Origin of the sequence: Micromonospora echinofusca (assembly GCF_900091445.1) — a bacterium.
GTDB classification, from domain to species: Bacteria; Actinomycetota; Actinomycetes; order Mycobacteriales; family Micromonosporaceae; genus Micromonospora; species Micromonospora echinofusca.
Window position 1 is genome coordinate 6,181,699 of the sequence record NZ_LT607733.1, and the last position, 23,119, is coordinate 6,204,817.

Annotated in this window: 16 protein-coding genes; 11 read left to right on the forward strand and 5 right to left on the reverse strand. The window is 71.9% G+C overall.

The window, feature by feature from the left end; genetic code table 11:
• The first annotated feature begins 235 nt into the window (after nucleotides 1-235).
• From GA0070610_RS26510 to GA0070610_RS26555, 10 genes are all read left to right on the forward strand, one after another.
• Nucleotides 236-1,138: an alpha/beta fold hydrolase gene (locus GA0070610_RS26510; RefSeq protein WP_089002557.1), complete on the forward strand. Its 903-nt coding sequence runs from the start codon at nucleotides 236-238 to the stop codon at nucleotides 1,136-1,138.
• A 386-nt stretch (nucleotides 1,139-1,524) separates the two neighbouring features.
• Nucleotides 1,525-2,472, forward strand: a complete 948-nt coding sequence (locus GA0070610_RS26515) for an ABC transporter permease (RefSeq protein ID WP_197697772.1) — start codon at nucleotides 1,525-1,527, stop codon at nucleotides 2,470-2,472.
• Nucleotides 2,469-4,382, forward strand: coding sequence for a dipeptide/oligopeptide/nickel ABC transporter permease/ATP-binding protein (locus GA0070610_RS26520; RefSeq protein ID WP_089002558.1), 1,914 nt, complete (start codon nucleotides 2,469-2,471; stop codon nucleotides 4,380-4,382). Before GA0070610_RS26515 ends, GA0070610_RS26520 begins: the two co-directional genes overlap by 4 nt.
• Nucleotides 4,379-5,389: an ABC transporter ATP-binding protein gene (locus tag GA0070610_RS26525; protein WP_231925822.1), complete on the forward strand. Its 1,011-nt coding sequence runs from the start codon at nucleotides 4,379-4,381 to the stop codon at nucleotides 5,387-5,389. The genes GA0070610_RS26520 and GA0070610_RS26525 overlap by 4 nt, the downstream gene beginning before the upstream one ends.
• Nucleotides 5,390-5,443: 54 nt before the next feature.
• Complete coding sequence (locus GA0070610_RS26530) at nucleotides 5,444-7,018, forward strand: ABC transporter substrate-binding protein (protein WP_089002559.1); 1,575 nt, start codon at nucleotides 5,444-5,446, stop codon at nucleotides 7,016-7,018.
• Nucleotides 7,019-7,181: 163 nt separating this feature from the next.
• Nucleotides 7,182-8,378 carry a nucleotide disphospho-sugar-binding domain-containing protein gene (locus GA0070610_RS26535; RefSeq protein ID WP_157747245.1) on the forward strand — a complete coding sequence of 399 codons (1,197 nt, stop codon included), beginning with the start codon at nucleotides 7,182-7,184 and terminating at the stop codon, nucleotides 8,376-8,378.
• A gap of 154 nt (nucleotides 8,379-8,532) precedes the next feature.
• Nucleotides 8,533-9,837, forward strand: a complete 1,305-nt coding sequence (gene rfbH / locus GA0070610_RS26540; protein WP_089002561.1) for a lipopolysaccharide biosynthesis protein RfbH — start codon at nucleotides 8,533-8,535, stop codon at nucleotides 9,835-9,837.
• An 82-nt stretch (nucleotides 9,838-9,919) separates the two neighbouring features.
• Nucleotides 9,920-10,291 carry a YciI family protein gene (locus GA0070610_RS26545; RefSeq protein ID WP_089002562.1) on the forward strand — a complete coding sequence of 124 codons (372 nt, stop codon included), beginning with the start codon at nucleotides 9,920-9,922 and terminating at the stop codon, nucleotides 10,289-10,291.
• Entirely contained in the window at nucleotides 10,288-11,511 is a 1,224-nt protein-coding gene (locus GA0070610_RS26550; protein WP_089002563.1) for an RNA polymerase sigma factor, read from the forward strand. The genes GA0070610_RS26545 and GA0070610_RS26550 overlap by 4 nt, the downstream gene beginning before the upstream one ends.
• Nucleotides 11,512-12,111: 600 nt before the next feature.
• On the forward strand, nucleotides 12,112-13,353 hold the full coding sequence (locus GA0070610_RS26555; RefSeq protein WP_089002564.1) for an acyltransferase family protein: 1,242 nt from the start codon (nucleotides 12,112-12,114) through the stop codon (nucleotides 13,351-13,353).
• A 140-nt stretch (nucleotides 13,354-13,493) separates the two neighbouring features.
• Here GA0070610_RS26555 and GA0070610_RS26560 read toward each other — a convergent pair whose 3' ends face one another.
• Complete coding sequence (locus tag GA0070610_RS26560) at nucleotides 13,494-15,014, reverse strand: DHA2 family efflux MFS transporter permease subunit (protein ID WP_157747246.1); 1,521 nt, start codon at nucleotides 15,012-15,014, stop codon at nucleotides 13,494-13,496.
• Between the two features lie 115 nt (nucleotides 15,015-15,129).
• On the opposite strand from GA0070610_RS26560, the gene GA0070610_RS26565 reads away from it, so the two are divergent.
• A complete protein-coding gene (locus tag GA0070610_RS26565) occupies nucleotides 15,130-15,501 on the forward strand; it encodes a YciI family protein (RefSeq protein ID WP_089003762.1) in 372 nt (123 codons plus the stop codon).
• Between the two features lie 213 nt (nucleotides 15,502-15,714).
• On the opposite strand, the gene GA0070610_RS26570 is transcribed toward GA0070610_RS26565, so the two are convergent.
• The 4 genes from GA0070610_RS26570 to GA0070610_RS26585 all read right to left on the reverse strand — a co-directional run bounded on the left by GA0070610_RS26570 (nucleotide 15,715) and on the right by GA0070610_RS26585 (nucleotide 22,939).
• Nucleotides 15,715-16,194, reverse strand: a complete 480-nt coding sequence (locus GA0070610_RS26570) for an SgcJ/EcaC family oxidoreductase (protein WP_089002566.1) — start codon at nucleotides 16,192-16,194, stop codon at nucleotides 15,715-15,717.
• A 100-nt stretch (nucleotides 16,195-16,294) separates the two neighbouring features.
• A complete protein-coding gene (locus GA0070610_RS26575) occupies nucleotides 16,295-16,750 on the reverse strand; it encodes an SgcJ/EcaC family oxidoreductase (RefSeq protein ID WP_089002567.1) in 456 nt (151 codons plus the stop codon).
• Between the two features lie 25 nt (nucleotides 16,751-16,775).
• Nucleotides 16,776-17,240, reverse strand: coding sequence for an SgcJ/EcaC family oxidoreductase (locus GA0070610_RS26580; RefSeq protein ID WP_089002568.1), 465 nt, complete (start codon nucleotides 17,238-17,240; stop codon nucleotides 16,776-16,778).
• Between the two features lie 371 nt (nucleotides 17,241-17,611).
• Nucleotides 17,612-22,939: a type I polyketide synthase gene (locus GA0070610_RS26585; protein WP_089002569.1), complete on the reverse strand. Its 5,328-nt coding sequence runs from the start codon at nucleotides 22,937-22,939 to the stop codon at nucleotides 17,612-17,614.
• Nucleotides 22,940-23,119: the final 180 nt, after the last annotated feature.

The following is a 23,119-nucleotide window of genomic DNA, read 5'->3' on the forward strand; positions in this document are numbered from 1 at the left end:
TGGCGAATCGTCGACGGGTCGGCCCGCCCGTACCCGATAATCCTGGGCAAGCGGACCGGCCCGGCGGGGACGCCGGGGCGCGGGTGGCCGATCGGACAGCTCCTCCGCACCCCCGGCCTGGCCGGTCCCGACGATCTCCGGCCGGATGTCGTGACCGGCAGCTCGGCTTCGACATCATCGGGACGGACGTCGCACAGCGGTTACTCCCCAGCGATCCAGGGCAAGAGGAGACGACATGACAACGCCACGGGCGACGTCCCAGCGGGTACACGCGGCTGAGGAGCGGTTCATCCCGGCCAACGACGTCGAACTCTGCGTCGAGACCTTCGGCGACCCGGGCGCGCCGCCGGTCCTGCTGATCAGCGGTACGGCGTGCTCGATGGACTGGTGGGAGGACGACCTCTGCCGGCGACTGGCGGCCGGCGACCGGTTCGTGATCCGCTACGACCACCGGGACACCGGCCGGTCCACCGGTTTTCCGTCGGGCGAACCGCCGTACCGGTTCGACGATCTCGTCACGGACGCGGCGGTGCTGCTCGAGCGGCTCGGGGTGGGGCCGGCGCACGTCTGCGGCGTCTCCATGGGCGGCGCCGTCGCGCAGCGTCTCGCCATCGAGCACCCCCGCCTGGTGTCCTCGCTGACCCTGCTCTCCACCAGTCCGGCGCTCCGGGTCAACAAGCGTCCCCACCCCGACCTGCCGCCGATCTCGCCGGCGCTGCTCGCCAGCTTCGCCGAGGAGCGGCCGACGCCCGACTGGACCGACCGCGCGGCGGTGATCGACCACGTCGTCGCCGGTCAGCGCCCGCTGGCCGGCGCGCTCGCCATCGAGGAGACGCGGCTGCGCCGCATCGCCGGACGGATGTTCGACCGCAGTGGCGACATCGCCACCAGCCTCTCCAACCACTGGATGATCGACGGCGGGTCGGACTACCGCTCCTCGCTGTCTCGGATCACCGTGCCCACGTTGGTGATCCACGGCACCGAGGATCCGCTGTTCCCGCTCGGGCACGGCGAGGCACTGGCCGACGAGATCCCCGACGCCCGGTTGCTGCCGCTGGCCGGGGTCGGGCACCAGATGCCCCCGGCGGCCACCTGGGAGACGGTGGTGCCCGCCGTCCTGGCGCACACCGCGGGCTGATCGGCCCCGGCACTTCCGTACTCGTGGATGTCCGACCGCCGGAGGTACCACCCCGGCGGGGCCGGACCGGGGACCCCTGCCACCCGATGGGACAGTCCCTTCAGGACGGATGTACCCGCATGAGATTTCTACCGGCCAGGATTCCACCGTTGAGCAATCGCGCGTAAGACAGCACGCCCCCGTTCTGGGAGAGTCGACACGGCTTCGCGGCGGTGATCCACCGCAGACCCGGGGCCGACCGACCTGGGAGCGTGACGCCATCACCGACGCCCGACCCGACGCGCGGAGCACCTGCTTCCCGATCCCGCAGGGCCGCGCCGTCGGAGTGACGGCGCGGACGTCGTCGGTCCCGCCCCGTCCCGGAACGTACATGTAGAGGCTCGGTGGTGGCCGTGCTCCGTCTCGTCGCCCTGCGCCTCGCGTGGGCCCTGCCGATGTTGTTCGTCGTCTCCTTCTTCTGCTTCCTGCTGGTGTCGCTCGTGCCCGGCGACCCGGCCCGCTCGGTGCTCGGCCCGCTCGCCCCGCAGCAGCAGGTCGACGCGCTGCACCAGCAGATGGGGCTCGACCGGCCGCTGCTGCACCAGTACGTGAGCTGGCTGGGCCGGTCCGTCCAGGGCGACCTCGGCGTCTCCGTGATCACCGGGGCCGAGGTGGGGCCCATGCTCAACGCGCGGCTGGCGCCGACACTCTCCCTGATCGTCCTCGCCACCCTCACCGCCATGCTGTTGGGCGTGGGCCTCGGCGTGTTCAGCGGGGTCCGCGGCGGCCCGCTCGGCCGGATGGTCGACGTGCTCTCCGTGGTCGGCCTCGCGGTACCGGGCTTCTGGCTGGCCCTGATGCTGGTCTCCTGGTTCGCCGTACGGTGGCCGCTCTTCCCGGTGACCGGGTACGTCCCGGTCACCCAGTCCCCGGGCGACTGGCTGGGGTCCCTGGTGCTGCCGGTGGCGGCCACCTCGCTGGCCGCCGTCACGGCGGTGGCCAAACAGACCCGCGACTCCATGCTGGACACCCTCGACCGCGACTTCGTCCGGGTCATGCAGGCCAACGGGTTGTCCCGCCGGTCGATCGTCTACCGGCACGCCCTGCGGACCGCCGCGGTGCCGGTGGTGTCCCTGCTCGGGGTCATCTCCGCCAGCCTGCTCGGCACGACCGTGCTGATCGAGAACATCTTCGGCCTACCCGGGCTGGGCTCCGGCGCCGCCCTGGCCGCCGCCCAGCACGACATCCCGGTGCTGCAGGGCGCGGTGGTCTACTTCACCCTCATCGTGATCGTCATCGGCCTGCTGGTGGACCTCTGCCAGGCCTGGCTCGACCCCCGGGTGCGGCACCGGTGAGCGGGCCGGAGAGCTTCGCGCTGCGGCTGCTGCGCCGGCCGCTGGCCGTGGCCGCCCTGCTGTGGCTGGTCGTCGTGGCGGTGTGCGCCCTCTTCCCCGACCTGGTCACCGACCGGGACCCACTGGAACAGGACCTGATCGCCGCGTTGCAGGGGCCCTCGGCGGAGCACCCCCTCGGCACCGACCGCCTCGGTCAGGACCTGCTCAGCCGCCTCGTGCACGGGGCCGGAACGACGCTGTGGGGCGTCCTCGTCGCGGTGCTGACCAGCACGGTGCTCGGTGTGCTGCTGGGTCTGCCCGCCGGCTACCTGGGCGGGGTGGTCGACGCGGCGATCCTGCGGGTCTCCGACCTGCTCTTCGCCGTCCCCGCGATCATCATCCTGCTGGTGGTGGTGGCGGTGTTCCCGGAGAACGTCACCATCGCGATGGTGACGTTCGGTGTGCTGCTGGCCGCCGGCCTGATCCGGGTGGTACGCACGGCGACCCGGTCCACCCGGGAGGAGCTGTTCATCGCGGCGGCCCGGGTCTCCGGGCTGTCCTCCGGGCAGATCCTGCGCCGGCACGTGCTCCCCCGGCTGCGTGGCCTCGTCATCGTCCAGGCCTCCCTGATCGCGGCGGTCTCCCTGGTCATCCAGGCGGGGCTGGCCTTCCTGGGCTTCGGGCCGCAGCCGCCGCAGCCGAGTTGGGGCGGCATGGTCGACGAGGCGCGCGACGTGATCGTGCAGCACCCCTGGGCCCTGGTCCCGCCCGGCCTCGCCGTCGCCATCACCGTCCTGGCCTTCACCCTGCTCGGTGACGCCGTACGGGACACCGCCACGCAGTCCTGGTCCTCGTCGAAGCTGGTCCGGTCCACGCCGCGGCGCGGGTCGGACCCGGCGCCGAACGGCGCGGCCACCCTGGTGCCCGAGGGCGTCCTGCTGTCGGTCCAGCACCTGTCGGTGGAGATCCCGGTGCGCTCGGGACCGCCCGGCGCGCCCGCGGCACCGGTTGTCGGCGACGTGTCGTTCGACGTCGCCGACGGCGAGATCGTCGGCCTGGTCGGCGAGTCCGGCTGCGGCAAGACGGTGACCGCGCTCAGCATCCTCGGCCTGGTGCCCGGCGGCGGGCGGGTCACCGGCGGCGCCTTCCTGTTCTCGGACCACGACCTGGCGCGGGCCTCGGAGAGCGAGTGGAGGGAGGTGCGCGGGCGCGGGATCGGGTACGTCGCGCAGGACTCCATGGTCAGCCTCGACCCGGCCGTCCGGGCCGGTGCGCAACTCGCCGAGGCGGTCCGGCGGCACACCGGGGTCCGCCGGGCGGAGGCCGCCGACCGCGTCCTGGAACTGCTGCGCGACGTGGGGGTGCCCGACCCCGCCCGGGTCGCCCGGCTCTATCCGCACCAGTTGTCCGGCGGGCTGGCGCAACGGGTGGCCATCGCCTTCGCGCTGGCCGGCTCCCCGAGGCTGCTGATCGCCGACGAGCCGACGACGGCGTTGGACGTCACGGTCCAGGCGGAGATCCTGGCCCTGCTGCGCAGGCTGAGCCGGGAGCGCCGGATGGCCGTACTGCTGGTCACGCACGACCTGGGCGTGGTGGCCGAACTGTGCGACCGGGCGGTGGTCATGTACGCCGGGCAGGTGGTCGAGGTGTGCCCGGTGTCGCGGATGTTCAGCCGCCCGCGCCACCCGTACACGATGGGTCTGCTGGCCGCCGATCCGCACCGGGCCGCACCCGACGGGCGGCTGCCGACCATCGCGGGAACGGTGCCGGCGCCGTCCGACTGGCCGACCGGCTGCCGGTTCGCCGACCGGTGCCGCCTCGTGGAGGAGCGGTGCCGCCGCGAGCCGGTCGGACTGAGCCGACCCGAACCGGGACACGTCGCGCGCTGCCTGCGTGCCGACGACGATCTCCAGCGAGAGGTTGCAGTGTGACGCGACACCCTCTGCTCGACGTCCGGGACCTGACCGTGGAGTACGGCCGGGGAAGGACCGCCTTCCGCGCGGTCGACGGGGTGAGCCTCTCCGTCGCGGAGGGAGAGACCGTGGGCCTGGTGGGCGAGTCCGGCTCCGGCAAGTCGACCATCGGTCGGGCCGTCGTCGGGCTGGCCGCCGCCACCGCCGGCTCCGTCACCTTCGACGGCGAGGACATCACCCGGGCCACCCGCCGACGGCGGCGGCAGCTCAGCGCGGCGTTGCAGATGATGTTCCAGGACCCGTACAGCTCGCTCAACCCGGCCCGGACGGTGGGTGACAGCCTGGTCGAGCCGCTCCTGGCCCGGCGCGACGTGGAGCCGCGCCGGCGCCGGGAGCTGATCGAGGCCGCGCTGCGCCGGGTGGGCCTGCCGGCCGACACGGCCCAGCGCTACCCCGCGCACTTCTCCGGCGGGCAGCGGCAGCGCATCGTGCTGGCCCGGGCGCTGGTCGGCACGCCCCGGCTGGTGATCTGCGACGAGCCGGTCAGCGCCCTGGACGTGTCGGTGCAGGCACAGGTCATCAACCTCCTCGCCGACCTCCAGGCCGACCTCGGGCTGAGCTACCTGTTCATCGCGCACGACCTGGCCGTGGTCCGCCACCTGTCGCACCGCGTCGTGGTGCTCTACCGGGGCCAGGTGATGGAGTCGGGCCCCGCCGAGACCGTCTACTCCCGACCCGCGCACCCGTACACCCGGGCCCTGATCGCGGCGGCTCCCGTGCCCGACCCGGCGCGGGCGCGCACGGGAGCCGACTCGCCCGTCCAGCCGGACCAGCCCGCCGAGCGGTCGGCACCGGCCGGCGGGCCGGGTTGCCGGTTCGCCGGCCGGTGCCCGTACGTCGTCGACGAGTGCACCCGCCGGCGCCCCCCGCTCACCCAGGCCTGGAGTGGTTCCCAGGTCGCCTGCCTGCGGCAACGGGAGATCGCGGACCTCGCCCGGCCCAAGGTCGCATCCATGGCCCACTGACCACCACTCGCCGAACCCCCTCCGACACCGGCAGTACGCCGGGAAAGGACGACCATGTCTCGTCATGTCCTACGAGCGGGCACGCGCCGGGTACGTCTCCTGGCCGCCGCCTCGCTCTTGGCCGCCGCGGCGCTGACCGGATGCTCCGGCGCCGCCACCGACGGCGCGTCGAACGCCGACACCCAGACGCTGACCCTGGCGATCTCGGCGCCACCCAACCTCGACCCGTACAAGGCCAACATCGACCTCAACAACATCCCGACCGTCGCGTTGGCCTACGCGCCCCTGATCCGGATGAACGCCGACCGCACCTTCACCGGTGAGCTCGCCGAGTCGTTCGGGTACGTCGACCAGCAGAACAAGACCTTCCAGATGAAGCTCCGCCCCGGGCTGACCTTCGCCGACGGCACGCCGTTGGACGCCAAGGCGGTGGTGGCCTCCCTGGAGTACATGCGCAAGGTCAGCCCGAAGGCGAAGACCTGGGCGGGCACGATCACCAGCATCACCGCCCCGGACGCCAGCACCGTGGTGGTGACCAACAAGGCGCCCAACCCCTCCATGCGCCAGATCTTCAGCCAGGCGGTGCTGTCCGGCTCGATCATCTCGCCGGCCGGGCTGGCCGACCCCGACCAGTTGGCCCAGCGGACCTTCGGCGCCGGCCCGTACGTGCTCGACGCGGCCGAGACCGTGCCGAACGACCACTACACGTACGTGGCGAACCCCCGCTACTGGAACAAGGCGGACCAGCACTGGAAGAAGGTGGTGGTGCGGATCATCCCCGACTCGAACTCCACCGTGCAGGCGATCCAGTCGGGTCAGGTGGACTACGCCGCGCTGAACGCCGACGCCGGCCCGGCGGTCAAGGCCGCCGGTCTGCGGCACGTGACCGCCAGCGTCGCCCTCGTCGGTGTGGTCCTCGCCGACCGGAACGGCACCGTGGCGCCGGCGCTGAAGGACGTCCGCGTCCGCCAGGCGCTCAACCACGCCATCGACCGGGCCACCATCACCAAGACCATCTTCGGTGACTTCGCGCACCCGACCAGCCAGACGGCGGCGCCCGGCTTCGACGGCTACCAGCCGGCGCTGGACGACCGCTACCCGTACGACCCGGCGAAGGCGAAGCAGCTGCTGACCGAGGCCGGCTACCCGAACGGGTTCACGCTGAAGGTCGAGGCGCACACCCCGGGCATCGGCGTGGTCACCCAGGCGGTGATCGGGCAGTGGAAGAAGATCGGCGTCAACGTGGAGCTGACCACGGACACCCAGGTGCAGCAGTGGCTGGAGAACGTGCTGTCGCGCAAGTTCCCGGTGGTCGGCTTCGGCTACGGCAACCTGCCCACCTACCTGTCGTCGCTGGACTTCATGCGTCCGGTGCCCAACCCGTTCAACCCGTTCGCGACCGCCGACGCCGAGCTGGCCCGGCTGCTCGACCAGGCCATCGCCGAGCCCGACCAGGGAAAGCAGTCCGCGCTGTTCAAGCAGGCGGTCGCCCGGACGACCGAGCTGGCCTGGTTCGCTCCGGTGGTGCGGATGGACGGGATCGGTGTGATGGGTCCGCGTACGGCCGGGGTGCAGACCACCGCGGACAACGGTCTGCCGAGCGTGGTGACGCTCCGGCCGGCCTCCTGAGCCGCTGACGAGCGGATGTGCGACATCTCTGCCAGATAGGGCAATCGGGGAGATGTCGCGCATCCGCTCCTCTGTCACGATCAAGCCGCAACATCAGCAGCCGGTAGGAACCGCCGCCGGGCGGAACGGCACCGGCCCCACCTTCCTCGACCGTGGAGCTCAGATGCGCGTGCTGTTCACCACCGCACCGATGCACGGTCACCTCTTCCCGCTCGTGCCGTTGGCCTGGGCCTGCCGGGCGGCGGGGCACGAGGTGCTGGTCGCCACCACGGAGCACTTCGTACCGAGCGTCGTGCAGGCCGGCCTGCCGGCGGCGCCCGTCGGGCCGGGAATGACGCTGAGCGAGTTGGCCGCCCCGACCGCGGCACACGGCATCGACGACGCCCCGTACGCCCACGGCGAGGTGTTCGGGGCGATGGCGTCGCGGAACCTGGCCGACACCCGCGCCCTGGTGGAAACCTGGCGCCCCGACCTGGTGGTCAACGAACGCTCCGAACTCGCCGGTCCGGTCGCCGCAGCCGCAGCCGGCACACCCCACGCCGAGCTCCGGTGGGGGGTGGCGGAGCTGACGGAGTACCGGGTGGCGGGCGAGGACGTCCTGCGCGGCCAGCTGCGGGCACTCGGCCTGCCCGGGCTCCCGACACCCGGGCTGAGGCTGAGCCCGTGGCCGCCGAGCCTCCGGCTGCCGCACGCCCGTGCCGACCTCAGCCTCCGGCACGTGTCCTACAACGGGGCCGCCGTGGTGCCGGCCTGGGCGTCCGCGTCCGGCACCCGGCCACGGGTCTGCCTCACCCTCGGGACGGTGATCCCGCTGCTCTCCACCGACGGCGCGGCCGGGTTCCTGCGCCGGCTGGTGGACAGCCTGGGCGGGCTCGGCTGCGAGCTGGTGATCGCGGTCGACGACACGGTGGCCGAGGAGTTGGGCACGCTGCCGGAGACGGTGCTGCACGCCGGTCGGGTGCCGCTGGCCGAGGTGCTGCCGGGCTGCCGGCTCCTGATCCACCACGGCGGCCAGGGGTCGGCGCTGACCGGCCTGGCCGCCGGGTGCCCCCAGGTCGTCCTGCCCCGGTTCGACGACGCGCTGGAGAACGCCCAGGCGGTGGTCGACGCCGGGGTCGGCCTGTCGCTGCGGCTGGAGCAGGCCACCCCGCAGGGGGTGGCGGACCACGCCGGGCGCGTCCTCGCGGACCCCCGGTTCCGCGCGGCCGCCGCGACGGTGGCCCGGGAGATCGCCGCCCAGCCGGCCCCCGCCGAGGTCGTCGGCGTACTCGAACGGCTGGTGGCGGGCGGAGCCGCAGCCGGACCCGGGCGGCCGGCGGAACCGGCCGCCGGCACCGCCACCTTCACCGGACGCCGCTGAGGCCGATCACGGCCGCCGGGCCCGGCCGACCGACGGCGGGTTCGTGGACGTCGGCGCGGTCGCTGCCGTTCCCCACCGCCTCCGGCCCAGCGCCGGTCCGAGAACCACCGCGTCCGTCGCACCGTTTTGTCGTGACCAGGAGAGGAAACACACCATGAGCGACCGCAAGGCTCTGCTGCTGGACGAGGTACGCAAGTACCACCAGGACGTGCAACCCGACCGGGCGTTCGAGCCGGGCGTCACCGAGATCTGGCCCTCCGGTGCCATGCTCGACGCCGACGACCGGGTGGCCCTGGTCGAGGCGGCGCTGGACATGCGCATCGCGGCCGGAGGCTACGCCCGTACGTTCGAGTCACGGTTCGCCCGCACGCTGGGCCGGCGCAAGGCGCACCTGGTCAACTCCGGCTCGTCCGCCAACCTGCTCGCGGTCACCGCGCTGACCTCCGAGGTGCTCGGGGAGCGGCGGCTCCGCCCCGGCGACGAGGTGATCACCGTCGCCGCAGGCTTCCCGACCACCGTCAACCCGATCATCCAGAACGGCCTCCTGCCGGTCTTCGTGGACGTCGAGCTGGGCACGTACAACACCACGGCGGAGCGGGTGGCCGCCGCGATCGGGCCGAAGACCCGGGCGATCGTGCTGGCGCACACGCTGGGCAACCCGTACGAGGCGACCGAGATCGCCGAGCTGGCCCGGGAACACGGCCTGTTCTTCGTCGAGGACAACTGCGACGCGGTGGGCTCCACCTACGACGGCCGGCTCACCGGCACCTTCGGTGACCTCACCACGGTCAGCTTCTACCCCGCGCACCACCTGACGATGGGCGAGGGCGGGTGCGTCCTGACGTCGAACCTGGCGCTCGCCCGGGTCGTGGAGTCGCTACGCGACTGGGGCCGGGACTGCTGGTGCGCGCCCGGGGACTCGAACACCTGCCTGAAGCGCTTCAAGCACCAGCTCGGCAACCTGCCGGCCGGGTACGACCACAAGTACATCTACTCGCACGTCGGCTACAACCTGAAGGCCACCGACCTGCAGGCCGCGCTCGGCCTCACCCAGTTGGCGAAGCTGGACGACTTCACCGCGCTGCGGCGCCGCAACTGGCGTCGGCTGCGGGAGCAGTTGGACGGCGTACCGCACCTGCTGCTGCCGGAGGCCACGCCGCGCAGCGAGCCGAGCTGGTTCGGCTTTGTGATCACGGTTGCCCCCGACGCCCCCTTCACCCGCTCGCAACTGGTGGCCTTCCTCGAGGATCGCAAGATCGGCACGCGACAGTTGTTCGCCGGTAATCTGACCCGGCAGCCGGGATATCTGAATCAGCCGTACCGGGTGGTGGGTGACCTGACCAACAGCGACATCATCACCGAGCAGACCCTCTGGGTGGGCGTCTATCCCGCGTTGACCGAAGAGATGATCGACTACGTCGCGGCCACGGTCACCGAATTCGCCACCGGTCGCGCATGACGTCCACGCCGGGCTGACGTCGAGGCGTTCCCGTCGGTTTCGACACAGTGGTGGGATAATGGGCGAGACCCATGGAGGTACCGTGAAGTATCTACTCCTGATCACCCATAATCAGCAGACACGGAACGCCTGGCAGAACATGTCCGAGGCCGAGCGCGAGTTGGGCCTCAAGGCTCATGCCGCCCTGGGCGGCGAGCTGGCCGAGGCCGGCGAGCTGATCGTGTCGGAGGCGCTGGCCGACCAGAGCCGCAGCAAGCGGGTCCTCGTGAAGAACGGCAGAGTGACCACCACCGACGGCCCTTTTCCCGAGGTCAAGGAGTACCTCGCCGGGTTCTATCTGATCGAGTGCGACGGCATCGACAGTGCCGTCGCGCACGCCGCCCGGATTCCGGAGGCCGCCTTCGGCCAGGTCGAGGTACGCCCGGTGCTCGGCGCCGGGGACACGGGACGGTGAGCACCGCCACGGATGTCGAGGACCTGCTGCGCGAACACGCGCCACAGGTCCTCTCCGCGCTCGTCCGCCGTCACGGCGGCTTCGACACCTGCGAGGACGCCGTACAGGAGGCGCTGCTGGCGGCGGCGGTGCAGTGGCCGGCGGACGGTGTGCCGGCCAACCCCATCGGTTGGCTGACCACCGTCGCCTCCCGCCGCTGGACCGAGCTCTGGCGCAGCGACGCGGCCCGGCGGCGCCGCGAGCGGACCGCCGCCGCGCTGGCGTCCCCGGGCTCCGGCCCGGTTCCCGAGGCCGACGACACGCTCGCCCTGCTGATGTTGTGCTGCCATCCGTCGCTCACCCAGGTCTCGCAGGTGGCCCTCACCCTGCGCGCCGTGGGCGGGCTGAGCACCGCCGAGATCGCCCGGGCGTTCCTGGTGCCCGAGTCCACCGTCGCCCAGCGGATCAGCCGCGCCAAGCAGCGGATCCGGGCCAGCGGGGCCGAGTTCCGGATGCCCTCGCCGGCGGAGCGTCCCAAGCGGGTGGCCGCGGTGATGGAGGTGCTCTACCTCATCTTCAACGAGGGCTACACCGCCTCCTCCGGCGCCGCCCTCAACCGGATGGAACTCACCGCGGAGGCCATCCGCCTGACCCGGCAGCTGCACGCCCGGCTCCCCGACGACGGCGAGGTGGCGGGGCTGCTGGCGCTGATGCTGCTCACCGACGCCCGTCGCCCGGCGCGCACCGGCCCGGACGGCGCCCTGATCCCGCTCGCCGAGCAGGACCGCTCGCTGTGGGACAGCCGGGCCATCACCGAGGGGATCGCCCTGATCACGAGGACGCTGGCCAGCGCCCCGGTGGGTCCGTACCAGATCCAGGCCGCCATCGCCGCCGTGCACGACGAGGCGCCCCGCGCCGGGGACACCGACTGGCGGCAGATCCTCGGCCTGTACGACCTGTGGCAGCGCATCGCGCCCGGTCCGATGGTCGCCCTCAACCGGATCGTCGCCGTCGCCATGGTGGAGGGCCCGCACGCCGCGCTGCGTCAGCTCACGGCGGCGGAGGCCGATCCGGCCCTGGCCGGGCACCACCGGGTGCACGCGGTCCGCGCCCACCTGCTCGACCTCACCGGTGACCGGAGGGCCGCCCGCACCCACTACGAGCTGGCCGCCCGGGAGACCCTCAGCCTGCCCGAGCAGCGCTACCTCTACTCGCGGGCCCGGAGCGCGACCGGCGGCTGACCCCCGCCCGCCCGCAGCCACCCTCCCGGTCGACCCGACCGCGTCCTTCGCCGCCGGGTCGCGGATGTCAACTCCGCAATTGCGGAGATGTCCGCACCCCCTCGATCAGTCCAGGATGGACGCGGCAGGTCGGTGTCGTACGCGACCGGGGGCGCCGCCGCCCCGGCGTCGAAGAGCCGGGTCTGCTCGTTGACGACATCCGACGACGGGGGCGCGCTCTCGACTGGAGCCTATTCTCGGCAACGGGCGGAATCCGGCTTCGGCAATAAGCCGGGCCGCCATTCGACGCGTCTTGATTCGGCGGGCAGAGGGCATTTCCCGGCTCGTTCCGCAGCACCATCCCTGGCCCGCACCCAGCTCTTATCCGGATGGCGCCGGTAATCGTCCTGACGGCCGGAAGACACTCAACGGTATCGAGGATTATCTTGCCGGACGCGACCGCGTAATCTCCCCGGCAGCATTCAGCTAGCGTCGGCCACCCCGCTACTCACGGCCGTACGCGGCACCGACCGGACTGCCCTGTCGGGACCGATCGGCAACCGGTACGACGTCACGTAAACGGAGGCCGTCCCGGCAAGATTGGATAGTGGAGAGCAGAACATGGCCATCCCCACAGCAAATGTCCCCAGCACCGCCACCAGCGGCTCCGAACGGCTCCACGCGCTCGACGCGGTACGGGCGGGAGCTCTACTGCTCGGAGTCGTCCTTCACGCGACACTCTCCTTTCTCGAACCGCGGACCTGGGTGGTGGGCGACGTGTCCACCAGCCCGGCCATGAACAGCGTCTATTTCGTGGTGCACGTCTTCCGGATGACGCTGTTCTTCCTGATCGCCGGCTTCTTCGCGCGAATGTTGCTGCACCGCCGGGGCACCGGCGGCTTCATCCGCAACCGGGCGGTACGGATCCTCGTGCCCTTCGTCGTCTTCTGGCCGCTGATGATGGTCTCGACCGTCGTGGTGATCATCTGGGCCGCCAACCAGGCCGGCGAGGAGGTGCCCGGTCCCACGCCCATGACCCCGAGCACCTTCCCGTTGACCCACCTGTGGTTCCTCTACTGGCTGCTCATGCTCTACGTGGCGGCGCTCGTCGTACGCGGGATCGTGGTGTCGCTGGACAAGGCCGGCAACCTGCGGTCGCGGGTCGTCGACCCGGTGATCCGGACCATCGTGAAGACCGACCTGACCCCGGTGGTGATCGGGGCGCCGCTCCTCGTGGCGTTCCTGCTCAAGGACGACTGGGAGATCTGGTACGGCGTGCCGCCGGCGGAGAACGGCGTCGTCCCGAACCCGGTGGCGGTGGTCGCCTACGGCACGGCCTTCGGCTTCGGCTGGCTGCTGCACCGGCAGATCGACCTGCTCCGCTTCTGGGAGCGGCGCGGGCTGCGCAACCTCGCGATCGCCGTGGTGCTCACGGGCGTCGCGCTCGCGATGGCGGGCACCATCCCGCCCGACGGGGCCGAGCCGATGGGGGCCAGGAAGATCGTCTACGCGGTCGTCTACGTGCTCGCGATCTGGGCCTGGACGATGGCGCTGATGGGGCTGGCGATGCGGTACCTGTCCAAGCCCAACCCGCGCATCCGCTACGTCTCGGACGCCTCGTACTGGATCTACATCATCCACCTGCCGGTGGTCATGGCGTTGCAGACGGCCGTCGCCCAGGTGGGCCTGCCGTGGTTCGTCAAGTACCCGCTGATCCTGCTGGTCGCCTACCCGCTGACCCTGGTCAGCTACCGCTACCTGGTGCGTTACACCTTCATCGGGCGCCTGCTCAACGGGCGTCGGCGCAAGGGTGAGTCGGCTGAGAAGGCGCCGGAGACGACGCCACCGGTGGCCGCTCACTGAGCCGGCCACCGAGCGAAATGCCCCGCCGCGTTCGCGGCGGGGCATTTCGCGTCGCGGGCCGGGCGGCCCCGGCCGGCGGGTCCGGACGCGGCGCCGGGAGATCCGGAGGCCGCGACCGGTGGACCCGGAAGCCGCAGTGCTCAGTGAGTCGGCGTCGGGTCGCCGGCGACCTGCTCGGGTTCGCTCTTCCGGGGAGCCCCGGTCAGCTCCGGAGACACGGTGATCCGCTCCAGGGCCAGGAGGACGACCACGGCGCAGACCAGGAGCACACCGGCGGCGATCCGCAGCGACAGGGCGTAGCCCTCGGTGGCGGCCACCGCGGGCGCCGCGCCCTCGCCCAGCTGGCTGTTGCCGAACCGCAGGGCCAGCGCGACCAGGACCGAGAGGCCCAGGGCCCCACCCACCTGCTGCATGACGTTCTGCATCGCCGAAGCCAGGCCCGTGTCCTGGGTGGTGACCTTCCACAGGGCGGTGTTGGCGGTGCCCGGCATGGCCAGACCGAAGAAGAGGCCCAGCACGATCATGCCCGGCATGATGCTGGCGGTGTAGGTCGCGTCGACATCGATCATGCTGGTGTAGATGAGGCCGGCGGAGGCGCCGATGAGACCGATGATGATCACCGGCTTCACGCCGAGCTTCGGGATCATCCCGGTGGACAGGCCGACGCCGAAGGCGATGCCGAGGCCGACCGGGATGAAGGACAGCCCGCCCTTGAGCGGCGAGTAGCCGAGCACCTGCTGCTCGAAGAGGGTCACCAGGAAGGTGAACCCGAAGAACGCGCAGGACAGGGCGAGGCCGACCAGGTAACCCACGGCGCGGGTGCGGTTGGCGAAGAACCGCAGCGGGATCAGCGGCGCCGAGGCGCGCGCCTCGATCAGGACCATGAGCCCGAGCAGCGCGACACCACCGAGCAGCGGCACGAGCACCTGCCAGGCGCCCCACGACCGCTCGGCGGCCTGCAACAGGCCGTAGACGATGGCCACCAGACCACCGGTCGCGGTCAGCATGCCGGTGAAGTCCAGCCGCTGGCCGCGGCGCTCCATCCTGGTCTCCGAGACCAGCCGGGGCACCATGATCAGCGCGAAGATGGTGACCGGCACGTTGATGTAGAAGATCCAGCGCCAGCTCGTGTCGTTGGCGATGAGGCCACCGACCACCGGCCCCAGGGTCCCGGCGATGCCCGAGAGGCCACCCCAGATGCCGACCGCCTTGACCCGGTCAGCCGGCTCGGAGAAGAGCAGGAAGACCATGCCCAGCGCGGCGGGGGCCGCGATCGCCTCACCGACGCCCTGGAGGAAGCGGCTGAAGATCAGCATCTCGGAGTTCACCGCGGCGCCGGACGTGACGGAGGCGACGGCGAAGATCACCACACCGGTCATGAAGATGCGCCGACGGCCGAACAGGTCGGCCAGCCGGCCGCCGAACAGCAGCAGACCACCGGCCATGAGCACGTAGCCGTTGACGACCCACGCCAGGCCGGCCCGCGACATCCCGAGATCGTCCTGGATCCGGGGCAGAGCCACGTTCACCACGGTCATGTCGATCACGAACATGAACTGGACGAACCCGAGCAGGGCGAGCGCGCGCCACCGGCGCGGATCCGTGCCCTCCCCGGGCGCACTCGGCGCGTCGTCCCGGCGCGGTGTTGTACCGGTGCTCATGTAGACCTCCCTCGACGTTGGCGCACTTTCAAGTGCATCCGTCTGCATGTCGAAGCTGCGGGATCGGTTTCGACATGGGGGTGGAAGGTTCGCCCAGCCCCACGGGAGGCAAGCAATGAAGTACATGATCCTGATCAACCACAACAAGCAGACCCGGGACGCCTGGCAGAACATGTCCGAGGCCGAGCAGGCGGTGGGCATGAAGGCCCACATGTCCCTCGTGGGGGACCTCTCCGAGTCGGGCGAGCTGATCGTGTCCGACGCGCTGGCCGACCAGAGCCAGGCCAAGCGGGTCCTGGTCAAGGACGGTCAGGTGAGCACCACCGACGGCCCCTTCCCCGAGGTCAAGGAGTACGTCGCCGGCTTCTACCTGATCGAGTGCGACAGCCTCGAGAAGGCCGTCGAGCACGCCGCCCGGATCCCGGAGGCCAACTTCGGCATGGTCGAGGTGCGCCCGGTCCTCAGCGCCGGCGGCCCGGACATGTGACGTCCGTCCGCACCGCAGGGACCTGCGGCACCACGTGCCGCGGGTCCCTGTCCGTCCGCGGCGACTCCCCCGGGCGTACGGCACGTCGGGCGGAGCCGCCTCATGGACGGGGTGGACACGACGAGGCCGTGGTGACGACTCTGTGCAGCCGTCACCACGGCCCCGCAACGGGTGGACCGAGCCGGTCGGCGCGCGGGCACGACCGGCCAGGGATCAGCCCTTGATCGGGCTGCTCTGGTGCGACACCAGCCTCACCTGGCCGTCCGGCTGCCGGACGATCACCCAGGTGGCCCTGATGAGGTTCTCCGACGCGATGTCCGTGTCCCCCGCCATGATGATGCCGCCCTCGGTGACGACCATGGCGACGTCCTCGGAGAGGAACGTGACCTCGACGGGCCAGCCCTTCACCCGCGCGCCCTTGAGGCCGCCCGCGAAGCCCTGGGCCATGTACTCCCGGATCTCCTCACGGCTGACCAGCTGGTTGTCCTGCATCAGCAGGCTGCCGTTGTCGGTGAACACCTCGGCGAACGCGTCCGCGTCGTTCGCCGCCCAGGCCGCCTGGACGCGCATGCACGCCGTCAGCGCCGCCTTCTCGTCCGGGGCGGTGAACCGACCGTAGTAGGAGGTGTCCTCCTGGACACCGGCCTTGGCGAGCAGCGTCGAGGCGTCGCCCCACCGTGCCTTCGTGGTCATGGACCCTCTCTCCTGTCGTGATTGTCCCGGTGGTGACGGCGGTCGATGCCACCATCGAAAGATCGATTCCGGAAGTGACCCGGTGCGGTCCGCGTGCCGGTCAGCCCGTCACCGGGCTGCTCTGGTACGAGGCGAGCCGCCAGTCGCCGTTCTGCTTGACGGCCACCCACATCATGCGGACCCGGTCCGCGTCGCCGAGCGATTCCTGACCGTCCGGAATGATGCCGCCGTCGGTGATGGCGATGGCGACGGAATCGGTCAGCATCCGGATCTCCCGGACGTCGGTGACCAAACTCGACCCCTTGAGTCCGCCCGCGAACGCCTCCGCCATGTACGACCGGATCTCCTCGCGGTTCATCAGCTGCCGGTCGCCGGCGAGGAAACTGCCGTTCTCGACGAACATGTCGGCCAGCGCCCCGGGGTCGTTGGCCGCCCAGGCGGCGCGGAACCTCAGCGGCGCGGTGAGGACGGCGCCCTCCTCACCGTTGGAGTAGTCCCCGTACAGCGTCGCCCACTCCTTGGCCCCGGCCACGAGCGCTGCGGCGTCGTTGCTCATCCTGCTCTCCTTCTCGTCGGATCGGTCACCAGCGCAGGGTGGCGCCCTCGCCGCGCGGGCTGTTCTGGTAGCCGGCGAGCTGCCACTGACCGTCCTTCTTCACCGTGACCCAGGTGGACCGCACGGCCAGCTCGGGCGCGATCTCGGCCTGCCCGGCCGCGAGGATCCCGCCGTGGGTACGGATGAGGGCCACGTCGTCGGAGAGGATGCGCAGGTCGACGGGGTTGCCGGTCACCCCGGTGCCCTTGAACGGGCCGGCGTACGCGGCGGCCATGAACGAGCGGATCTCGTCCCGGCCCTTCTTGTAGACGTCACCGGGAAGGATGAGGATCCCGTCCTCGGTGAAGACGTCGGCCACCCCGTCGGCGTCGTTGTGGGACCACGCCCCCACCAGGCGCAGCGGCACGCTGAGGACCTCCTTCTCCATTTCACTGGTGAAGGGCCCGTAATAGGCGTCGAGGGATTTCTTCTGGGCGGTGGTCGTGGACATTTCGGTGACCCCTTCTCCTATAACGAGATGCGAGACCGGACAGCGCTGGTCGGCCGGCGTAATCCGTTTCTCCATCACCATCCTCACGCCTGTGGTGGGGACGGACATCTTTCTGCGTGCGAACCGTAGGGCGGGGAGGGAGGACCCATTATTCGGCCAATGCCGATGCGCACGGCAGCCATTGAATCGACAGCCGCAGCGACGGCTCCGGCACCGGTCCACCCCGGCGTCGTGCCGGCTCGTGGCGTACGCGAAGGTCTCCGGTGGAGGGTCGAGCGCAACCCTCCACCGGAGACCTCGCTACCTGTCGGACTCCGGCGCGCGGAGCTCGTCAGGTCGGTACGGGCCCGGCACCGACCTCGGCCGGGGCCCTAGGCGGCCGGGGCCCCGGCCGCGCCCGCCGGGACGGGCTCGGCGTCGGCGACCGGCCGGAGCGCGTCGATGATGTGCTCGGCGAGCGCGGTGATGGTCGGCTTGTTCCACAGGATGTTCGGCGGCAGGTCCAGCCCGTAGCGGCGCTGGAGCCGCACCCGCAGCGCGACCGTCATCACCGAGTCCACCCCCAGTTCGACCAGCGGGCGCCGCAGTTCGAGGTCGGCGGGGGCGAGGTTGAGTTCGGCGGCGGCCTGCTCGCGTACGTCCGCCGTCACCTGCGCCCGCAGCTCCTCCTCCGGCAGGCTCCAGTCGACGACCGGTCCCTGCGCCTCGTCGTCGCCGGTCTCCGACCTGGTCGCGGTCAGCTCCCGCAGCATCGGCATCCGGGGCGCGTTGGGCGGCGTCGGCAGCACCCGCAGGATGGCCTGGTACGGGGTGTCGAACCGGTCCGCGAACGCCCAGGCCCGGAACGCCTCGGTCACCGAGACCGCGTCGAGGCCCCGCGAGTTGGCCTCCATCATCGTGGTGGAGATGGACTGGGACATCCCCACCCCGCGCCACGACGTCCAGCCGAGACTGGTCGTCTCGTGGTGCCCGCTGGCGTGCCGGTGGGCGGCCAGCGCGTCGAGGAACGAGTTCGCCGCCGCGTAGGTCGTCTGGCCGGTCAGCCGGGTGAACTGCCCGCAGGAGGAGAACATCACGAAGAAGTCCAGCGACCCCGGGGGGAAGAGCCGGTGCAGCACCATCGCGCCGTGCACCTTGGGGCCGAGCACGTCCCGGAGCCCCTCCCGGTCGACCTTGTCGACCATGGCGTCGCGCACCACGCCCGCGGCGTGCACGATGCCCCGGACCGGCGGCATCCCGTGCGAGGCGGGATCGAGGGCCGCCGCGACCTCGTCGGCGTCGGTGATGTCCAGCGCCAGGGCGCGGACGGTGACGCCGAGCGCCTCTAGTTCCAGCACGCCCTCGATCTGCCGGCGGGTCTGGTTGTCCTGCTCCCGGCCCCACTCCGCGCGCGGCGGCAGACCCCGCCGGCCGGCCAGCAGGATCCGGCGGGCGCCCCGGTCGGCCAGCCAGCGGGCGACCATCAGGCCGAGCACCCCGAGGCCGCCGGTGATCAGGTACGTGTCGGTCGGCCGGCACTGGAGGGCCGCCCCGTCCGAGGGGCGCTCGATCTGGCTCAGCCGGGCCACCGACACCCCGTCCGCCCGGACCGAGATGACGTCCTCGCTCCCGCCGAGCTGCCGGAGGACCTGCATGATCTTCTCGACGGTGTCCCCGTCGACGGCGTCGACGTCCAGGACTCCGCCCCACATGTCCGGCTGCTCACCGGCGATGATGCGGGCGATCCCCCACATCGGGCCGTGTGCCAGCGCGCTCTCCGCGGCGGCGTCCCGGACCCCCTGGGTGACGGGCCACAGCCTGGGCAGCGGAGCGCTCGGGTCCCCGCTGGCCGCCTTCGCCTCGATCAGGGCCTGCGCGGAGCGGATCAGCGTCCAGCCACAGCGCTCGGCCGCCTCCTCGGGTGCCTCGTCGGGCTGGCCCGCCGCCGGCACCACCAGCACCGCGTCCAGCTCGGAGACGGGCAGGAGGGCGAGGTCGTCCGGCGTGGCGACCTGGCGGGTGTCCAGCCCCGCGCCGATCAGGCGCGCGGCCAGCCCGTCGGCGCCGGCGCCGGCGCCGACCACGGCCAGCCGGGTCAGCTCCTGCGCGATGCTGTCGTCGGTCAGCTCCATCGGGCGCCACACCATCTCGTGCACCAGCTCCCGGGGCGCCGCGACCGAGCTGTCCTCGTCCGAGATCGCCGAGAAGCGCAGCCCGCGTACCTGGCAGACGACCCGGCCGGTCTCGTCGGCGACGGACACGTCCACGGTGTCCTCCGGCGAGCGGGGCGACCGCACCGAGTGCACGGTGATCTTCGCCGGCGGGTCCCCCCGGAAGACGACCGAGTCGATGTGCGAGGACATCCACTGGTGCCGGGCGTACTCGGGGGTCACCAGCACGGCGCTGATGGTCAGCGCGCCGTCGATCACGTGCGCCCAGCTGGTGGCCCGCTCCGCCGGCGGCGGCACGATGGTGATCTCCGCCAGCTGCTCGGTGCCGTTGCGGCGCAGCTCGTGCACGTCCCACGGGAAGGCGTACCCGCCGACGCCCATCCGCCGGAACATGTCGTCGACCCGCTGCCACGACCACTCCTCCGGGCAGCGGGCCTTGACCGCGCCGCCGTCCACCCGTCCCTCGACCAGGTCCGTGCTCCAGTCGATGGTCGCGGTGGAGTGGGTGATCCACTCGTACTCCTCGTCCTCGCTCGCACTGTCGCCCTGACCCGCGATCCGGGTCGCCAGCCGGGCGGTGTTCTCCGACAGGACGATCTGGACGATCCGCGGCGGCGCCACCGCCAACGGCGTACGCAGCACGATGTCGGCCAGGCCCGGCAGGCGGCCGCCCTGCTCCGCCGCCAGGGCGAAGCTGTTGATGATGACGGCCGCCGGGGTGATCTCGACGTCCACCACCTCGTGGTCCAGCGGGTACGGCCGGCTGTCCATGTCGAGGTGGGTCTGCCACACCTGGCGCGGCGGCGCCCCGCTGACCGTCATCCGGCCACCGAGCAGGCTGTGCTTGTCCGGGTCGTGGCCGCCACCCGGGCCGGCGTCGGCGTGCGCCTCCGGGAAGATCCAGTAGGGCCGGTGCTGCCAGGCCATCGCGGGCAGGTCGACCAGCCCACCGGCCGGGTGCTCCCGCGACCAGTCCACCGCCGCCCCATGGCAGTGCAGCTCGGCGAGGCTGCCCAGCAGCGTCTCGGTCTCGTTCGTCTCCCGGCGTAGGGAGTGGATGACGATGGCCTCCTCCACCCCGGCCCGCTCCAGGCCCTCCCGGATCGAGTGGGTCACCACCGGGTGCGACGAGATCTCCAGGAAGAGCCGGTGGCCGTCGGCGAGCGCGGCCTCCACCGCCTCGGCGAACCGTACCGGCTGGCGGAGGTTGGCCGCCCAGTAGTCGCTGTCCCGCGCGGCTGTCGACCGCGGGTCCGTCATGGCGGTGCTGTACAGATCGACCCGGGCGGGCCGGACGGTCAGCTCGCGGGCGGCGTCGGCGACCTCCGCCACGATCGCGTCGACGTGCGGGCTGTGGAAGGCGATGTCGGTGTCGACCCGCCAGACCCCCAGGCCCTCGCCGCGCCATTCCTCGGCCAGCCGCTCGACGACCTCCCGGTCACCGGAGACGACGGTCGACTCGGGGCTGGCGGAGATCGCGGCGACGACCTCCGTACGCCCGGCGAGGCGCGCCTGCGCGTCGGCGAAGGAGAGGCCGACGAGCGCCATGCCACCCTGTCCCTGGAGCCGCCGCAGGGCCGTGGCCCGCCGGCAGGCGAACCGCGCGGCCTCGATCATGTCCAGGCTGCCGGCCACGACGGCGGCCGCGATCTCGCCCACCGAGTGGCCGATGACCGCACCCGGGGTGACCCCGTGCCGCCGCCACACCTCGGCGAGACCCACCTGCGTGGCGAAGGTCAGCGCCTGCACCTCGTAGCTGCTCCACGGGCCTCCCGACGCGAGGGCCTCCCGGGGGGTCCAGCCGATCTCGTCCCGGAACACGTCGGCCAGGGCGTCGATGGTCTCGGCGAACACCGGCTCGTCGCGCAGCAACTGCTGGCCCATGCCGGGCCACTGCGACCCGTGTCCGGAGAAGACCCAGACCACGGGGGACGACTCGCCGGCGGCGACGCGTGCCGTGACCACGCCGGGCGAGCGCTGCCCGTCGGCCAACGCGCGGAGCCGTTCGGCCAGCTCCCGGGTGGAGCCGGCCACCACGGCGGCGCGCTGCGCCAGGTGCGAGCGACGCTGGGAGAGGGTGTGCCCGACCGAGGCCAGCGCCACCGTCGGGTTGGCCTCCAGCCAGTCGGCCGTCCGGGCGGCCATCCCGGCGAGCCCGGCCTCCGACATCGCGGACACCGGGAACACCGCCAGCTCGCGCTGGAGGCCGGCCCCCTCGGACGCGTCCGTCGGCTCGGCGGTGACCGCCGGCGCCTCCTCGACGATGATGTGGGAGATCGAACCACCGACGCCGTAGCTGGAGACCCCCGCCCGGCGCGGCTCACCGCCGGTGGGCCAGGGCTTCGGCGCGCCGACCAGGCGCAGCCCGGAGCCGACCCAGTCGAAGTCCGGGTTCGGCTCCCGGTGCAGGCTCGGCGGGATCTCCTCGTGCCGCAGCGCCAGCACCGTCTTGATCACTCCGGCGATTCCGGAGCCGGCCTCCACGTGGCCGATGTTCGGCTTCACCGAACCGATCAGGCACGGGTCGTCGGCCGGCCGGTCGGCACCGAAGACGGCGGCGAGGGCCTGTGCCTCCTCCCGGTCGCCGACCGGCGTGCCGGTGCCGTGCGCCTCCACGTAGTCGACCGTCTCCGGCGCGATGCCGGCCCGCGCGTAGGTCAGCCGCAGCATGTGCTCCTGGGCCGTGCCGTTCGGGGCCATCATGCCGTCGGAGCGGCCGTCCTGGAAGACGCCGCTGCCACGGATGACGGCCAGCACCCGGTCACCGTCGCTGAGGGCGTCCACCAGGCGCTTCAGCACCACCACGCCGGCGCCCTCGCCGCGGCCGTAGCCGTCGGCGTCCTTGTCGAAGGCCTTGCTCCGCCCGTCCGGCGCCGTCGCGCCGGCCGCGTCGAGCGCGACGAACAGCGCCGGGGTGGCCATGATGTTGATGCCACCGACGATCGCCACCGGCGTCTCGCCCTCACGCAGGCTCTGGCAGGCCATGTGCAGGGCGGTCAGCGAACCGGCGCAGGCGGTGTCGACGGCCAGGCTCGGCCCGCGCAGGTCCAGGAAGTACGAGACCCGGTTCGCGATGCCGTAGTAGGTGGTGCCGTTGACCGCGTACGCCCCGGTGCGCGGGATGTCCTCCAACAGGCGCCGGCCGTAGTCGTTCGAGTTCGCGGCGACGAAGACGCCGGCGTCGCTCCCGCGCAGCGACATCGGCGGGATGCCGGCGTCCGCGAGCGCCTCCCAGGACAGCTCCAACACGATGCGCTGCTGCGGGTCGAGGAAGTCCGCCTCGCGGGGAGAGATTCCGAAGAAGTCGGCGTCGAAACCCTCGATGTCCTTCAGGAACGAGCCCAGGCGGGTCGTCCGGCGCATGATCGCCGTCGCCTGCGGGCTGGTTGAGGCGTACGGCTCCCAGCGCTTGTCCGGCATCTCGCTAACGGCGCTGTGGCCGCCGGCCAGAAACTCCCAGAACTTTTCCGGGGAGTCAAGGTCAGGGGCAAATCGGCAACTCATGCCGACGATAGCCACTGCGTCAGAAATCTCCCGATCCTGCCTCACGTCCAGGCTCCTCTCCCAGTCACCGACCGGATCCGCTTGCAGGATCGAATCCAGTGATTACCACCGTTCGGAATTGTCATCGGTTCCGCCGTTGCCAGGGCCACGGAAAGCGTCGGTGCGGTGGCCGCCGTCCGGCGGGCGGTGCCACCGGGCCCGGCGGCACCGCCCGCGCTCGCACCG

Coding starts and splice junctions, on each gene's coding strand:
- GA0070610_RS26510 (WP_089002557.1), top strand. CDS start 236: ATGACAACGCCACGGGCGACGTCCCAGCGGGTACACGCGGCTGAGGAG.
- GA0070610_RS26530 (WP_089002559.1), top strand. CDS start 5,444: ATGTCTCGTCATGTCCTACGAGCGGGCACGCGCCGGGTACGTCTCCTG.
- GA0070610_RS26535 (WP_157747245.1), top strand. CDS start 7,182: ATGCGCGTGCTGTTCACCACCGCACCGATGCACGGTCACCTCTTCCCG.
- rfbH (WP_089002561.1), top strand. CDS start 8,533: ATGAGCGACCGCAAGGCTCTGCTGCTGGACGAGGTACGCAAGTACCAC.
- GA0070610_RS26555 (WP_089002564.1), top strand. CDS start 12,112: ATGGCCATCCCCACAGCAAATGTCCCCAGCACCGCCACCAGCGGCTCC.
- GA0070610_RS26560 (WP_157747246.1), bottom strand. CDS start 15,014: ATGAGCACCGGTACAACACCGCGCCGGGACGACGCGCCGAGTGCGCCC.
- GA0070610_RS26565 (WP_089003762.1), top strand. CDS start 15,130: ATGAAGTACATGATCCTGATCAACCACAACAAGCAGACCCGGGACGCC.
- GA0070610_RS26570 (WP_089002566.1), bottom strand. CDS start 16,194: ATGACCACGAAGGCACGGTGGGGCGACGCCTCGACGCTGCTCGCCAAG.
- GA0070610_RS26575 (WP_089002567.1), bottom strand. CDS start 16,750: ATGAGCAACGACGCCGCAGCGCTCGTGGCCGGGGCCAAGGAGTGGGCG.
- GA0070610_RS26580 (WP_089002568.1), bottom strand. CDS start 17,240: ATGTCCACGACCACCGCCCAGAAGAAATCCCTCGACGCCTATTACGGG.